The sequence below is a fragment of the Pseudomonas huaxiensis genome (assembly GCF_003231275.1).
Taxonomy (GTDB): Bacteria; Pseudomonadota; Gammaproteobacteria; order Pseudomonadales; family Pseudomonadaceae; genus Aquipseudomonas; species Aquipseudomonas huaxiensis.
On sequence record NZ_QKVL01000077.1, the window covers coordinates 1 to 14,857 of the forward strand.

At 56.9% G+C, this 14,857-nt stretch carries 13 protein-coding genes; 2 read left to right on the forward strand and 11 right to left on the reverse strand.

What is annotated here, in order from left to right:
- Nucleotides 1-221: 221 nt before the first annotated feature.
- The 8 genes from DM374_RS31605 to mhpB form a co-directional block, all read right to left on the reverse strand.
- A complete protein-coding gene (locus DM374_RS31605; RefSeq protein ID WP_110973415.1) occupies nucleotides 222-1,970 on the reverse strand; it encodes an FAD-dependent monooxygenase in 1,749 nt (582 codons plus the stop codon).
- Nucleotides 1,971-2,383: 413 nt separating this feature from the next.
- Complete coding sequence (locus DM374_RS31610) at nucleotides 2,384-3,652, reverse strand: OprD family porin (protein WP_110973416.1); 1,269 nt, start codon at nucleotides 3,650-3,652, stop codon at nucleotides 2,384-2,386.
- Between the two features lie 45 nt (nucleotides 3,653-3,697).
- Complete coding sequence (mhpT, locus tag DM374_RS31615) at nucleotides 3,698-4,915, reverse strand: 3-(3-hydroxy-phenyl)propionate transporter MhpT (RefSeq protein WP_110973417.1); 1,218 nt, start codon at nucleotides 4,913-4,915, stop codon at nucleotides 3,698-3,700.
- 258 nt (nucleotides 4,916-5,173) lie between these two features.
- A complete protein-coding gene (gene mhpE / locus DM374_RS31620) occupies nucleotides 5,174-6,184 on the reverse strand; it encodes a 4-hydroxy-2-oxovalerate aldolase (RefSeq protein WP_110973418.1) in 1,011 nt (336 codons plus the stop codon).
- An 11-nt stretch (nucleotides 6,185-6,195) separates the two neighbouring features.
- Nucleotides 6,196-7,134, reverse strand: a complete 939-nt coding sequence (locus tag DM374_RS31625; RefSeq protein WP_110973419.1) for an acetaldehyde dehydrogenase (acetylating) — start codon at nucleotides 7,132-7,134, stop codon at nucleotides 6,196-6,198.
- Between the two features lie 13 nt (nucleotides 7,135-7,147).
- A complete protein-coding gene (gene mhpD, locus DM374_RS31630; RefSeq protein ID WP_110973420.1) occupies nucleotides 7,148-7,942 on the reverse strand; it encodes a 2-keto-4-pentenoate hydratase in 795 nt (264 codons plus the stop codon).
- Between the two features lie 12 nt (nucleotides 7,943-7,954).
- Entirely contained in the window at nucleotides 7,955-8,812 is an 858-nt protein-coding gene (locus tag DM374_RS31635; protein WP_177431641.1) for an alpha/beta fold hydrolase, read from the reverse strand.
- A gap of 22 nt (nucleotides 8,813-8,834) precedes the next feature.
- Complete coding sequence (gene mhpB / locus DM374_RS31640; RefSeq protein ID WP_110973421.1) at nucleotides 8,835-9,779, reverse strand: 3-carboxyethylcatechol 2,3-dioxygenase; 945 nt, start codon at nucleotides 9,777-9,779, stop codon at nucleotides 8,835-8,837.
- 373 nt (nucleotides 9,780-10,152) lie between these two features.
- On the opposite strand from mhpB, the gene DM374_RS31645 reads away from it, so the two are divergent.
- Nucleotides 10,153-10,818, forward strand: coding sequence for a GntR family transcriptional regulator (locus tag DM374_RS31645; RefSeq protein ID WP_110973422.1), 666 nt, complete (start codon nucleotides 10,153-10,155; stop codon nucleotides 10,816-10,818).
- Here DM374_RS31645 and DM374_RS31650 read toward each other — a convergent pair.
- The 3 genes from DM374_RS31650 to DM374_RS31660 are packed head-to-tail and all read right to left on the reverse strand — an operon-like array spanning nucleotide 10,813 to nucleotide 13,457.
- Entirely contained in the window at nucleotides 10,813-11,730 is a 918-nt protein-coding gene (locus tag DM374_RS31650) for a SphA family protein (protein ID WP_177431638.1), read from the reverse strand. The two genes, DM374_RS31645 and DM374_RS31650, sit on opposite strands and share 6 nt — an antisense overlap.
- Before the next feature lie 29 nt (nucleotides 11,731-11,759).
- Nucleotides 11,760-12,293 carry a cupin domain-containing protein gene (locus DM374_RS33340; RefSeq protein WP_157969787.1) on the reverse strand — a complete coding sequence of 178 codons (534 nt, stop codon included), beginning with the start codon at nucleotides 12,291-12,293 and terminating at the stop codon, nucleotides 11,760-11,762.
- 48 nt (nucleotides 12,294-12,341) lie between these two features.
- Complete coding sequence (locus DM374_RS31660) at nucleotides 12,342-13,457, reverse strand: alcohol dehydrogenase catalytic domain-containing protein (protein ID WP_177431639.1); 1,116 nt, start codon at nucleotides 13,455-13,457, stop codon at nucleotides 12,342-12,344.
- 773 nt (nucleotides 13,458-14,230) lie between these two features.
- Between DM374_RS31660 and DM374_RS31665 the strand changes: the two genes are divergently transcribed.
- Nucleotides 14,231-14,857, forward strand: a 627-nt coding sequence (locus tag DM374_RS31665; RefSeq protein ID WP_177431640.1) for a ShlB/FhaC/HecB family hemolysin secretion/activation protein, incomplete at its 3' end; no start/stop codon positions are given.

A 14,857-nucleotide genomic window follows, 5' to 3' on the forward strand; every position in this document is an offset into this window, starting at 1 on the left:
ATGAGCATTCCGACCGGGCTCGCGCACGAGGCTGTTTTCAACGGAGCATCACCGAGTATCAAGGTTTTTCATACAGAGCCCAGAAGCAAACGTCCCTTTCTATGACTTGGGCCGCAACACACCGCGTAGTCCTTTAATAAGAGCTTTTGCTAGGTTCACCTTTCTAGAATGTCCTGGCGAAAAAAAAGGCCCAGCATCAGCCGGGCCTATTGAGCTACTGCTTATCCCAGCACGCTTTGAAGCGCCTGCTGCAGCTGTGCCACGGCCTCATCGGCGGACCACACCGCGTCGCGTTGGCGCCACGCCACATAGCCGTCTGGACGAACCAGAATCGCGCCGGCTTCGTGTACTTCGCGGACTGCTTGCCAGTCGCAGTAAAGATCGGCTGTGCCTTTGGCACCGGTGACCACAGTCTTCAAGAACGGCTTGTTCAAGTGCTGTGCTGCTTCGACCCAGGCTTGTCCTGCCAGGCCAGTGACAAGCGTCATGCTGCCTTTACCGACCACATCCAGCGTGGAAACGCGCAGCCCACTCTCATTCACCAGCCAAGCGTGAGGGAGCTTCGCGCCAGGTCGGGTGGTTGCTTGCAGGTGCAGTTCCTTGTCTTTGGCCCAGACCTCATGACCGTCGTGCTCATCGCGAACGACAGCGGATGACTCATAACGCTGGTTCAACTCCACGCCCTGTCCATTGAACTCGAAGTTCTTGATCTCGAGTGCTTTCTGCAAATTGAGGCGGACCTCAACGCCCGCAGGGCTAGGGTCCCGCATCCGATCCAGAAGCTTGGCAACGGTGTCGACGCCATTGCCGAAGTTGAAACATTCTTTCAGCAAGGCGTAGTCCTTACGGGACTGGTTGGCACGTGCGACGATTTGCTTGCCTACCGGAGCACGCTCAGGGGTGTAGGTTTCCAGCAAGCTAGGGCTCGCAAAGCCCTTCACCACATAGGCCAGTTTCCACGCCAGGTTGAAGCTGTCCTGCATGCAGGTGTTGGAACCCAGTCCGCTAGACGGTGGATGACGGTGTACCGCATCGCCGGCGCAGAACACGCGACCGCGAGAATACTCAGTGGCATGAGCCTGGTTCACATACCAGGTGGACATGCGCTCAACGTCAACCACCAGTTCCGGGTCACCTGCTAGGAGGCGAATCTTCTGTAGCACGGTTTCAGGAGAGAGATCAGGGGCACCTTTGGCCATGTCGAAGCCCCAGCCAGCGATCCATTGATCCCATGGGCGAATTGCTCGTAGCAGGCCCATACCGATTTCACCGAAGCCAGCTTCAGGAGTGGCGATCCACTGAAGAATGCTAGGGCGGTGTGCAACGTACCTGGAGAGATCTGCATTGAAGATGACGTAGGCGGTACCCGCACGAGCCATTTCGCCAACGATGGGAACATCGATTTCTTTCACGACCTTGGAGTTCGCCCCGTCAGCACCGACAAGATACTTGGCTCGTACGGTGTATTCCTGACCGGTCGACACGTCCTTCATGTATGCAGTAACACCTTCAGCATCCTGCTCATGGCGCAGGTACTCGGTATTGAAGCTCACCTGTGCGCTGCGGGCGGCGGCATGCTTGAGCAGGATGGACTCCATCTCTGGCTGGATCAGGTCGAGCATGGTGCAAGGGCTGCCTTGGACGTAGTCACCCTTGCGTTTGTCACCGGTACCCCAAGTGCGCAGGCGTGCAATTTCTTCACCGCCCAGACTGGTGGTGAAGAGCGTGTCGCCCATTTGCTCCCATGGAGTGGCTGCCCGAATGACTTCTTCCTCCAGGCCCAGATCACGCAACACTTCCATGGCTCGTTGATTGGTGATGTGGGCGCGGGGCGAATTGGCCAACCAGTTGAACATGGTCACCATCTTGACCCGTACACCATAGGTGGCAAGCGCTAAGGCAGCAGTAGCACCAGCAGGACCAGTACCGATCACCAGCACGTCAGTATCGAAGTTGTTGGAGGTGGTCATTTCTTATTCTCCAGGCATTACATATTGATGCTCTGAACCTGTGTGCAAACTCGGAGCATGGATGGAAACCAGAACACCGACGCAGAAGCGGTCGCTACCGATGAGGTATTCGGGAAAGGGAAATATTCAGGGAGGTGCAGCGTTCAGTAAGAGTTCAGTAGAGCGCCGGACTCAACGGTGGTGGGGGTGGTAATCATGAAACCTCCTGATTTTGTATTTGTTTTCAGGCTATCGATTGAGGGGCTAGCAAGACCGCGTTGACGGATCGAGCATCTCTCCAGTTTGTTCTTACATGCTAGCATGCAAGAATTCGGCTCGCAATCATCCGAAATTACCTTTCGTCCTGCCCAAAAAGCCACGGATAAACCGTGGCCAAGGAGCGCGTAACAACCGAGGAGCAGTGAGCCTCAAAATCACCAGAGCGCGAATGAATAGTCGATATTCACTCGAAGTTCGTTGTCATCACGGTGAGTTGCACCAGGACCAAAGTCATTTCGGTACCAGGCATGTCTCACCCGAAAAGCCACGTCCTTGAACGTGCCGCTCTGGACAACGTAGGAGAGCTCCAGATCTTTCTCGCTTTCCTTCAGATCGTTGCCACCAAGCTTTGGCAGGTCGATATTGTCGCCGCTCACGTAACGCAGCATTCCCTTTAGACCTGGCACGCCAACGCCCGCGAAGTCGTAGTCATACTTGACCTGCCAGCTTCTCTCTTGTGGATTGAGAAACTCAGAACTCAAGGTACCCTCGGTAATGACCAAAGGCTCCGTACCGAAGAGATAGGGCATGGCTGTGTCGCCGGTCAGTTGCATATAGCCTGCGCCAAGGCGGTGAGAGCCCAGTTGATAGCTCAGCATCAGAGCGGTATTACGGTTGTCCACCTTACCGGCCTTCGCCGCACCATTCTCTCTGGAGTCATAGAAACGGAAGTCGGAGGTCAGTTTCCCAGGGCCGACTTGACGGTTATCCACGAACCCGAGGTAGTTCTTGTAATAGATGTCCTCGAGCTCGGCGTAGTAGTACTTCAGCGTCAGGTTCTTCGACCATGTGTAATCGCCCCCCAGGAAGTAGAACCCATCCGACTCCGCGGCGCCGTTGAAGCGGCCGTTCGGTGCTGAAACGCGCATCTTCTGGTAATCGGTCGAGTCTCGAAGGTTGATCCGATCCAGCCAGCCGGCGTGCAGCGAGAGTTCCTCGATGTCCTGAGACTTGAGGTACGTGCCGCGGAAGGTTTGAGGCAGGAGTCGGGTGGGGCTCGCAAACGCGATGGGCAAGAAGGTGCTGACGGTACCGAACTGCAGCTCAGTCTTCGATACTTTGACCTTGCCTGTCAGTCCTACCTCGGAATACTCGTCAGCAGGCTCTCTGGTACGTGCTGAATAGGGCAGCAGTCCGGTACCGACGCGGTCACTGGAAGAGTCCAGGCGCACCCCCAGCATCGCTTGGGCATCCAGCCCGAATCCAACGACGCCCTCAGTGAACCCAGACGTGAAGTTCACGATTAAACCCTGGGCCCATTCTCTGGCTGCGGCCTGGGGTGTTTCGTTGATGTAGTTTCGGTCGAAGTAGTAGTTGCGCACGGTGACCTTGGCCTTCGAGTCTTCGATGAAGCCGGCAGCCTGGAGAGAAGCCGCGTGCGCAGCCAGCAGGCCCGCAAAGGCCACTTTCTTGGAGTGTTTCATGTCGATGTCTTCTTTGTTGTTTTTATCGTTGAAGTAGCGCGTCAGTCACGCGACCGACGTGGTGGGCGCCGGGCCTTTCTTGATCGAAGAGAGGTAAAGCAGAGACATGGCTGCCAGCACCAAACCCGGCGCCGATGCGAGCATGACGCCACTTGTCCCTGCTCCGAGGGCCATCATCTTTCCGATGACAAGCGGACCGGTCATTGCACCAATGCGGCCTACAGCCACAGCGGCACCTGTGCCTGTTGCACGGCCATTTGCGGGATAGAACTGAGGCGCCAGCGCGTACAACACGCATTGGCCGCCGGTGGTGAAGATACCTGCCAGGAAGCCCGCAGCCATCATCGCGGGCAACGCGGTAGCCGAGGTCAGGCACGCGAGTGAAATCAGGGTGCCGCCGTACACCAGTAACGACATTACCCAGATTGGCAGACGGTCGGTGGCGACTCCCAGCATCAGGGTGCCAATGGCTGCGCCCAGCTGCATGCTCAGTACCACCATGCTGGCTTCATTTGGCTTGAAGCCTTGCCCGATAAGGATGCTGGGCAACCAGTTGATCAGGATGTAGGTCACCATCAGGGTAAAGAAGAAGCTCACCCACAGCAGCAATGTGATTTTAAGCGAGCCATTCTCAACGAGGATGCTCTTGGTCGAAGGCAGTTCAACAGTGGCGCCGCCTGTTTGTGCTGGCTTGTAGAGGTCTGGGAGATAGAACGCCAGTAGGGGAACGATAACCAGGGGAACAACACCACCCACATAGAAAACGAGCTTCCAACCGACGCCCAGATCCAGAAGGCCGATCGCCGCAGCAAGTGCCGCGCCCAGAGGCACGCCGCAATACATCATGCTCACAGCGGTACCACGCATCCGTTCGCCGGCGGCTTCGGAGGCAAGCGCGATGAGGTTTGGCAGTGATGCACCAAGTCCAACGCCAGTGAGGAAGCGCGCAAACAGCAACGCACTGAAACTCCAGGCAACGGTGGTTACCAGCGAGAAGACGCCGAATAACGCGACAGAGGCAATGAGCACTTTCTTCCGACCGTATCGGTCCGCCAGCCGGCCACCTACGAACGCTCCGGGCAACATGCCCAGAACGCCGACGCTGAACACCCAGCCCATATCCACTTTGTCCAAGCCGTAGTCGGCAGACATGCCGTGTGCAGCGATGCCCGGCGCTTGCAGGTCCAGGCCTTCCATCAGTGCTACGAGGAAGCACAGCATGATGGTAATTAGAAGTTTGGTTTTATCTGTTTTGACAGTCATAGAGACCCCTTTCCAAAGTCTTCAAGAACTTCGGAAAACACGTGATTGAGTTACTTCATGCGCTTGGTTGTGCCTGGCGGCGTCGATACCAGCGCTTACAGATTCAGGTGCTTGAAGCGGGGGCGATATGTTCGAGTTGAAGCTATGAGATTCGACAAGGCATACATAGTGGGCAGCTCTTATTGTTGTGATAGATCCCCCCTCTCGGAGAAAGGGGGGTAGTACAGCGAACAGCTTGCGTGGAGCTGTAAGCGAACTTCAGCGTTTCAGCAGATCAAGGGCGACATCGACAATCATGTCTTCCTGGCCGCCAACCATTCGGCGCTTGCCAAGTTCGACCAGGATGTCGACAGCCTTGATGCCGTAACGAGCAGCGGCGACTTCTGCATGACGCAGGAAACTGGAGTAGACCCCGGCGTAGCCCAGAGCGAGGGTTTCACGATCGACGCGTACCGGACGGTCTTGAAGCGGTCGCACCAGATCATCAGCAGCGTCCATCAGTGCATACAGATCCGTGCCGTGGTCCCAGCCGAGTTTTTCTGCAGCAGCAATGAACACTTCCAGTGGAGCATTACCGGCTCCGGCCCCCATGCCGGCGAGGCTGGCGTCAATGCGGTCGCAGCCTTCTTCGACAGCGGCGATCGAGTTCGCAACGCCGAGGCTGAGGTTGTGGTGAGCGTGGATACCGGTATGGGTTGCGGGATCAAGCACCGCCTTGACCGCGCGGAAACGGGCTCGGATGTCATCCATGTTCATCGCTCCACCGGAGTCGACGACGTAGATGCAAGTAGCGCCGTAGTTTTCCATCAACTTCGCCTGTTGTGCGAGACCTTCGGGGGTCTGCATATGGCTCATCATCAGGAAGCCCACAGTGTCCATACCCAGTTTGCGCGCATACTCGATGTGCTGCTGGGAGACGTCCGCTTCGGTGCAATGGGTCGCGACACGTACCACACGAGCACCGGCGTCATAGGCCGCTTTGAGATCATGAAGCGTACCGATACCCGGCAGCAGCAGCGTGGCGATCTTTGCGTGCTTCACCACATCGGCAGCGGCCGCGATCCACTCGAGGTCGGTATGGGCGCCGAATCCGTAGTTGAAGCTGGAACCCTGCAGGCCATCACCGTGAGCCACTTCGATCGAATCGACCTTTGCCGCATCCAGTGCTCGTGCAATCGCTTGAACCTGGTCGAGCGAGTACTGATGGCGGACGGCATGCATACCGTCACGCAACGTCACGTCGGAGATATAGAGCTTTTTACCATTCATGTCTGCGCTCCTCAGGCCTTGCTCATCGACTGTGCCATGCGCTCGGCAGTGGCCAATGCGGCAGAGGTCATGATGTCGAGATTGCCGGCGTAAGCAGGCAGGTAGTGGGCGGCGCCCTCAACTTCCAGGAACACGGAAGTCTTCAAGCCGCTGAATCTGCCTTGTCCTGGGATGTTCAGCGGAGCAGATTCAGGAATGACCTCGAACTGCACCTCTTGCTTGAGGCGATAACCCGGGACGTAGGCATGAACCGCGGCAACCATCTCAGCGATGGACGCTTCGATCTTGGCTTGGTCGGCGCTCTCGGAGAGTACGTAAACCGTGTCGCGCATCATCAATGGTGGTTCGGCAGGGTTCATGATGATGATGGCTTTGCCTTTAGCCGCACCGCCGATGACTTCGATTGCCTTGGAGGTGGTCTCGGTGAATTCGTCGATGTTGGCCCGGGTGCCGGGACCTGCTGATTTGGAAGCGATCGACGCCACGATCTCGGCGTAGTGCACTTTGGCCACACGAGACACGGCTGCGACCATTGGAATAGTCGCCTGGCCACCACAGGTCACCATGTTGAGGTTTTGCGCCTGAACATGTTCTTCCAGGTTCACCACTGGCACGCAGTAAGGACCGATAGCAGCGGGTGTCAGATCGATAACCCGGATGCCTGGCTTGTGCTGACGCAGAAGCGCATCGTTCTTCACGTGCGCCGCCGCACTGGTCGCATCGAATACGAAATCGATATCTGCAAATTCAGGCATTTTGACCAAGCCGGCCACGCCCTCATGGGTAGTGCCTACTCCCATGCGAGCGGCACGCGCCAGGCCATCGGAGGCAGGGTCTATACCCACCATTACCGAGATTTCCAGGTGCTTGGCATTACGCAGGATCTTGATCATCAAGTCGGTGCCGATGTTGCCGGAGCCGACGATGGCGACTTTACGTTTGGTAGTCATTTTTGAAACTCCATCATTCGACACTGAACGACACACCGACCCGGCCAAGACCTTCGATCTCGGCCTCGAAATGGTCACCTGGGTTAACACCAACCATCGGGCCCAATGCCCCGGTCAGGATGATGTCGCCGGCTTTGAGCGGCTCACCGAATTCCGCCATGGTTCGAGCCAGCCATACGGCAGCATTGAGTGGATGGCCCAAGCATTCGGCGCCACTACCTGAACTCACTACCTCACCATTTTTCGACAGATTCATCGTTGCACCTCGCAGGTCCAGGCCATCGATGCGATGAGCAGGACCGCCCAGCACGAAACAGCCACTGGAGGCGTTGTCTGCTACGGTGTCGGCAAACTTGATGTTCCATCCGGCAATACGGCTGCCCACGATTTCCAGCGCTGGAAGAACCCAGTCGATAGCTGCAACGACATCTGCAAATGTGGTCGATGCGCTTGGCAGGTCGTGTTTGAGAATCAGCGCGATTTCTGCCTCGATCTTCGGCTGAAGCACACGCTCGAACGGCACAACTTCGTTGTCGCCGTAAGCCATGTCAGCGAACAAACAACCAAAGTCCGGTTGCTCGACGCCCAGTTGGGCTTGGACCTTAGGGTTGGTCAGACCGATCTTGCGACCAACAAGGCGCTGGCCATGGGCGATTGCATACGCTTGGTTCAAACGCTGGATCGCATAGGCATGTTCCACATTGGTGGCACCGATAGCGTCACGCAGCGGCCCGATGGGTTCGCCCTTTCCTTCTGCCCGGCGTAAATCAGCGGCCAGGCGTTCAAGGGTCTCTTGTGTGGTATCCATGGATGACCTCGATCAGTGGGTGAGGAAATCAACAACCATGCGGTTGAACTTGTCGGCATGCTCCCACTGTGCCCAGTGACCGCATTTGTTGAAGACGTGCAGCTGGGAGTTCGGAATGCCGGAGACCAAGCGAAGGCCTGTATCGAGAGGAACGAAGCGATCGTTGCGGCCCCAGATAACCAGGGTCTCAGCCTGGATTTCGCCGAGGCGATGGCCAAAGTCCGGGAATTGCTTGAGGTTGGCTGCGAGGCTGGCGGTGAAGTTTTCCAGGTGGTCCTTGCGAGCAAGCATGTTGTTGAGACGTGCCTGGAACAGCTCTTCGGTGAGGTCGCTGGTGTCGAACACGAAGATGCTCATCATCTTCTTCAGGTTTTCGATCGTGGGTTCACGGTACAAGCCATTGAGCAGCTTGATACCCTCGCTCGGCATTGGTACGAACGGACTGACACCACCGGTACCGCCGCCCATGAGAACGAGTTTCCCCACGTGCTCTGGCCAGTTGAGGGCGAACGCAACCGCGGTGTGGCCACCCATGGAGTTACCCAGGATGTGGATCTTGTTCAGATCCAGTTGGTCGACCAGACCTTTCAGAACGCGTGCGTTCAGGTCAGAGCGGGAGCCGGTACTGATGATCGAGTCGCTTTTGCTCCAGCCCGGGCAGTCCATCAGAATTACGCGATAACCGGCATCGACCAGAGGTTCGATGTTGCGGTTGAAGTTTGCCCAGCCGCTTGCACCAGGGCCCGAGCCATGAAGCATGACGACGGTCTCTTTGCCCTGGCCGCAGTCGTTGTAATGAATGCGCAAGTCCAGTTCGCCATCTTGGATGCGAACGAATTTGCTGGTGGCTGATTCGGTAATGGCAGTCACGATTCTCTCTCCGTAAAAAGGGTTAGCGCTGGGAGCGCGCACTGATAGATCCGAAGCCTGCAATCCATTCAGGGATCGGCCGGTAGTAGCGGTGGGTTGTTGAGTAAGGACCGTGAGCGGAAAGCGCCGCGAAGGCGGCAACCCAGGCCTTGACCTCATGAGTTGATTTGCCGGCGATTGCCGAAAGGGACGCTGAGGTCACACCGTCGAGTTGGGCCAGATTGTTCTGCTCGACGATGTCCAGGAACTGCTGGTCCCATTCGGGGTTCAGCGGATGGAGGCTGTTTTGGTCTTCAACGAAGCGCTCAGCTGCACTGATAACTCGCTGGGTACGAGCTTCACGCTCATCTACAGGAAGGTTGCGTCCGCTACCCATCAAGCGATCTGCCATGCGGGCATCAACCTTGGCCAGCTCTGGTACTGGTGGTTGGTGCGAAAGCCCACCTGATCCCAGGAACAACACTCGCTTGTCGAGCTGTTGTGTGAAGTGTCCGACCGCTTCGCCCAGCTTGCGCACGCGCTCGAAGGTGGGCAGCGGAGGGGCCACGCAGTTCACGAAGACAGGGAGTACGGGGTAGGTATCCAGCCCACCCAGCAGGAACTCCAACGGTTGGGCGAAACCGTGATCGACCTGCATGCGATAGGAGACAGCGATGTCGATCCCTGAGATCAGAAGGGATTCGGCCAAGGCCTCCGAGATTGGCTTAGGTACCGGCAAGGTGCCGGCCAACGAGCCAAAGTCCCCAATAGCTTCTGCTGCCATACCCAGGCAGAACGGCGGCATCACGTCGTAGAAGAAGCCGTTGTAGTGGTCGGGAGCGAAAAGTACGACGAGCTCCGGGTCGAATTCGGCGATTCGAGTTCGGGCGGCTTGGACGACTCCATTCACCTCATCCAGTACGTGTTGAGGTGGGTCCAGGTGCCCGATCAGAGGGGTGTGCGACAGGCAGTGCAAGAAAACGCTCATGGATAAGGAACCTTTGCGTCGATGCCCAGGGCGAGCCGTGTCGCACTGGGCGGCATGTGCGTTCTCGGTGCGGCCTTCGGGCTGTCGAGAACGCCATGCAGGTAGATTTGTTGTTGTCTGCCGGATCATCATGCACTCTAGAATGCTAGCATGCAAGTTCATCTCTCGCCGCTTATCGCCAAAGGCTTGCAGGGCTATCCAGGGCCAGCGTCGCTGCTCTGAACATTTCGCCGATTCCGAGAAGCCTCGATATTTCAGAATCAAGACAGATGACCACACAAGCGGCACAGCAGTTTTGGTTTACTATGAGAAATTCTAGAATGTAAGCCTCATAATCAGATCCACCGTGCGTAGCCCTAGGGAATGAAATTCAATGCAAGTGGCAAACAAAAAGACCGCTATTTACCAGCATATCCTTGAGCTTTTGCTCTCTCGCCGTTATGCGTTTGGCCAGAAGATATTGGTAAAAGAAATTGGTGAAGAGACGGGGGTGAGTCGGCAGCCGATCATGACGGCGCTGAACAGCCTGCAAGAGCGCGGCTTTGTTGTTATCACTGCACAGGTGGGCTGTGAAGTAGTACATCCTACCCATTCCGACGTGGAAGATTTCTACGAGATGTTTGCCAACAATGAAGCACTGATCGCCGGGCTCGCTGCTGATCGTGGCTTACCGGAAGAGGCTCTTCGGATGGCAGAGATCAACGACAAGATCAGGAATATCAATCCTCAACACAGCGATGCTTCTGAAAGCTACAGAACGCTGAACGTTGAGTTCCACCGGATGCTGCATTCGATGGCCAGGTCTCCCATTCTGTCGGCGCGCCAAATTGCCAACTTCGAACTGTCCGATTTCTTCATCGTCCAGACCTGCGGCTTCCAATCTCACCTTGGGGCAGCCACCGATGAGCACGACGAGATTGTGACTGCTCTTCGTACTCGCAATAAAAAGGCCGCGGCCAAAGCGGCGGCGGCCCATATCCATAGCATCGCCAAGGACGTAGTAGCGAAGATGTCCTCCGACGCAGAGCTGGCCCTATAACGGGAAAGCGAACTCCAGCCACAGCGAGTCGCCCTTAGGCCCGTTTTTGACCGAGGTCTCATGCATCCACTTGAGGACTACTCCGGATGTCTGGTCAAAGGCATAAAAGACCTGCGGACCTACCGCAAACTTGCGGAGGCGATTGCCATCTTCCAGATCCACAAGATCAGAGCGGTCATCGGTTACCTGATGGGTGTAGTACCCCACCAGACCCAGTTGCACCTTCGGGTTGGACTCCAGGCGGTAGCCCAACAGGTAGTCGATGTTGAAGATGTTGCCAGAGCGATAGTCAGTGTCATCGTTCTTGGCGTTCACCGTGAAGGTGGGAGCAATCGACACTTCCCAGTTCGGGCCAGGGAACCAGGTAAGGTCGAACTCCTGGGTGTAGCTGGCGTTCGGTGTGGGGCTGTTGGCCAGCTTGCTGCCGTCATAACTGCCCAAGGGCACAAACGCACTGAAACCGGTTAACAGGTGAAGGTTCTCGGAGGGTGAATACCCGACGTAGAGCGGTGTCAGGTACAACTGCCGAAAGCCGGTATCAGTGTCGCTGTTCCCGAACGCTTCAACCTTGATCTTGTTCGCGGAGCCGATGACGCCGCTGCTAAGGGTAATCCCGCTTTCGAACTTTACATCCCACGTATGAACCACCCTCACAGCCTGGATAAAGTTTTCCAGCTTGAAGTCAGGGATAGCGGATTCCCCGCGGTTATCACGATAGCTGTCGGCTTTATAGAACGCCGTGTAGCTATACAGTGATGTCTCCCCTGGTTGGGGCAGAATTGCAGGGAGCACGGTTTGTACGCCCAAGGGCCAAACCGTGTCGCCGTTTTCGCTTGAGTAGCTGGTCCCGGGCGCGAGCAAAGCCGATCCAATCGAGCTGACTAACGCAGCCCGAATTACATAACTTTTCATTATTGTTTTCCTATGTAGGTTTCAGCCGTTCAAGCACGCGACCCGATCAAAACAAAGCAGACAAGCGCAGGCTCTGAACTGGGGTTTCTCCAGGCGTGTGTGTTTCCTTGTTGCACCACCACGTCGCCAGTGTTCAATTCTCTCGATTGCCCATCGTCAAGTTCGAGAATGACCGGTCCTTTGACGACAATCCCGTAATCGACAGTTGGGGTCGCGTGCATTCCCGGGCGCTGAGGGTCAAAGCACTCATAAAGGCCAATCAGATGACGCTGCTGCTCAATGTTGGCCTGCGCTGGATCGAAGGCGGTTGACTGGAAAATGCCGTCTGGGGGAAAACCGACCATCAGTAGCTTCGTTTCGCCCGGTCCAGGCAGCAGCGAGGTGGATGCTTGGACCGGGTCGCTGAATCCCTCCGGAATAGACGGGCCCTTCGAAGTGCCCCAGATAAGTGATGTAGCGAAACCTGGTACATGTTCGTATTCGTAGGGGTGAGGGGCATCGCCATCAGCGAGGAATACCGACTTCCCGTTTTGTGTACCTGCAACTACTCGTCTTGTTTTCATGCTCGAGCTCCAGATGCGTGCGCCGCTCGCGAGGAACGGCGCTTCAGATCAGACCAGGCTTGGGTCGATTACGACGTTCGTGAAGCCACCTTTTCGGTCTTCCAACGAGTCCATCGCCTGATTGACCTGCTCGATCGGGAACACTTCCTGATCGAATACTGAAAGGTCGAGCGTTCCAGCAGCAGCCATTTCCGCCATGTCCTGCCCCTCAGCCACGGTGAACCACAGAGAGCCGATCACGCTGATCTGGAAGCACATCAGTTTGAACATCGGCACCGGAAGATCTTCGGACATACCGCCGATATCCACCATGCGGCCACCGCGGCGCAGTGCTCCAATGGCTTCCACAGTGATCGTATGGGGGGCTCCGGGGCCTACCGCATCGATGAAGACGTCAGCGCCCAGTTCTTCGGTGTGCTCACGAACCCAGTCACCTAGCGGCTGATCACCATGCGACAGCGTGAAGATGCGTTCCGGGGCGATCGCCCGCACGCGTTCCAGAAGTTGCCGGTTACGCGCCAGAGCAAAAATCCTTGTGGCTCCCATCGCCAGAGCCAGCAAGACGGCGCCCAGGCCCAAGGTGCCTGTTGCCCCGCTAATGAGAACCGACTGGCCAGAGCACACGCCGGCTTTACGGAGGGCCGAGTAAGCGGTGCCCAGATAGCCAAAACGGCAGCCTTGTTCGAAAGAAATCGCCTCAGGCAGTTTCACCAGGCCAGATGCGGGTGCAGTCATGTATTGGCAGAGACCACCGTAGGGATATTCCTCAAACACTTCTTGTGAGCCTAGCCCGAAGCCGAAGTAGCCCTGGAAGGTGTAGGCGGTGCAGTTGATGTGCTGTCCGCGCAGGCACGCGTGGCAGGACCCGCAACTGCGGCCGGGGTTCACATAAACGCGATCACCGACCTTTATCCCGTGAACGTGCGGCCCAACGGCTTTGACGATGCCGGCAGCGTCCAGCCCGTAGATGGCAGGCAGCTTTGGCAGCGGCAGGTAGGGGAACCAGGTTGGATAGCTTTCGATCACGTTACGAAGGTTCGGTACCAGATTGCACGCTTTGACCTCCACCAGAACGTCATGGACGCCGGGTGTTGGTACTTCGATCGAGTCGATCTGGAACGTTTTGCCTACCTGATGGAGGCGGGCAGCTTTCATCATGCTCATTTCTTGTTTTCCTTCTTATTGGGCTTCAAGCCATAACGCGGGTCTACTGTTCAAAGGGGTCGTGTGCACCTGCAGGCGCGTTCCTGAACTCTTTGATCGGTATGGGGATAAGCAGGGATTCGCTGGAAGCTAAGGCCAGCTGGGCCGCGGACCTGGGCAGGAGCCGCGCCAATGGAGAGGGTTTCACGCACGCAATGCTGACCATGATGGGCACCGCTTGATTTGTAGTTATGCTCAGATCATGCACTCTAGGATGCTAGCATGCAAGTGGTTCGCTGGCGGCCAAAGAGCTGGGTCGTCCTTGACCCGTCCGGTTGCGTTACAGGGTTCATTGGTTATCGATTTGAGGTGTCTAGCACCAATAAATTCGGGGGATGGCTTGAGACGGTGAGGGACCTACCGCGCATTCACCCCGACGAACACCGTCCGGCACGGCCGGGTCACCGGTACCGCTTACTCCCCCGCTGATGCCTGGGCCGTCTCGCGACGTCTCTTCAGGCTTCCGCTACTAATGGTTTGGCAGGCAGCAACGCATGTGCTTGGTAGCAATCCGTATATCGCCCCATGTGATGATGACTACACCTTCGCATGCGTTTATGCGCAGTGGCTGGCTTTCCATATGCTTGGGTGAATTGGAAGAAACAAGCCTGGCAGATTATTACCATTTCTTTGCATTTTTATGACAAATGCCAGCCTATTGACGCCATTTTCCTCGCTATTTAATATCTCGCCGCCATTGATGGCATAGTGATATTGGAGTGGGATTTCGGATCATGTCTGTTCACCACCTCGCGATGAGGTTGTGCGTTGTGGCTTTGAGCCTTGGCGCCGCTGTATCGGCTCTTGCGGCAACCCCTGGCGAACAGGACCTGATCCGTGATCGCCAGGACCGCCTGTTGCAAGAGCAGCAACGGCGCCTAGAAGAACTGCGCGAACTGCCCGGCAACCAAGCCCCGCCCGTTGCTCCCGAATCCGCGCCCGACACCCGCTGCTTCCCCATCGACAGCATCGAGATAAAAGGTGCCGAACGCCTGTCCCAGGCCGATCGCGAGCGCCTGGCCCAGCCTTATATCGGTCAGTGCCTGGGCGTGCAGCAACTTAACGAACTGCTCAAGGCCATCACTGATCACTACCTTGCCATGGGCCTGGTCACCAGCCGCGCGTACCTGCCGCAGCAGGACCTGAGCAGCCGGCATCTGGAAGTGCAGGTGGTGGAAGGGCGCCTGGAAGGCATCAAGAGCGGCGCCGACAGCGGGCTGTCGCCCAGGGAGCTGGCAATGACCTTCCCCGGCGCGGTCGGCGAACTGCTCAACCTGCGCGATATCGAGCAGATGGTCGACCAGCTCAACCGCCTGCCGTCCAACCAGGCCAAGATGGAGCTTGTGCCCGGCACGACGGTG

Coding starts and splice junctions, on each gene's coding strand:
- DM374_RS33340 (WP_157969787.1), bottom strand. CDS start 12,293: ATGAAAACAAGACGAGTAGTTGCAGGTACACAAAACGGGAAGTCGGTA.
- DM374_RS31650 (WP_177431638.1), bottom strand. CDS start 11,730: ATGAAAAGTTATGTAATTCGGGCTGCGTTAGTCAGCTCGATTGGATCG.
- mhpT (WP_110973417.1), bottom strand. CDS start 4,915: ATGACTGTCAAAACAGATAAAACCAAACTTCTAATTACCATCATGCTG.
- DM374_RS31625 (WP_110973419.1), bottom strand. CDS start 7,134: ATGACTACCAAACGTAAAGTCGCCATCGTCGGCTCCGGCAACATCGGC.
- DM374_RS31605 (WP_110973415.1), bottom strand. CDS start 1,970: ATGACCACCTCCAACAACTTCGATACTGACGTGCTGGTGATCGGTACT.
- DM374_RS31610 (WP_110973416.1), bottom strand. CDS start 3,652: ATGAAACACTCCAAGAAAGTGGCCTTTGCGGGCCTGCTGGCTGCGCAC.
- DM374_RS31660 (WP_177431639.1), bottom strand. CDS start 13,457: ATGAGCATGATGAAAGCTGCCCGCCTCCATCAGGTAGGCAAAACGTTC.
- DM374_RS31645 (WP_110973422.1), top strand. CDS start 10,153: ATGCAAGTGGCAAACAAAAAGACCGCTATTTACCAGCATATCCTTGAG.
- mhpD (WP_110973420.1), bottom strand. CDS start 7,942: ATGGATACCACACAAGAGACCCTTGAACGCCTGGCCGCTGATTTACGC.
- mhpB (WP_110973421.1), bottom strand. CDS start 9,779: ATGAGCGTTTTCTTGCACTGCCTGTCGCACACCCCTCTGATCGGGCAC.
- mhpE (WP_110973418.1), bottom strand. CDS start 6,184: ATGAATGGTAAAAAGCTCTATATCTCCGACGTGACGTTGCGTGACGGT.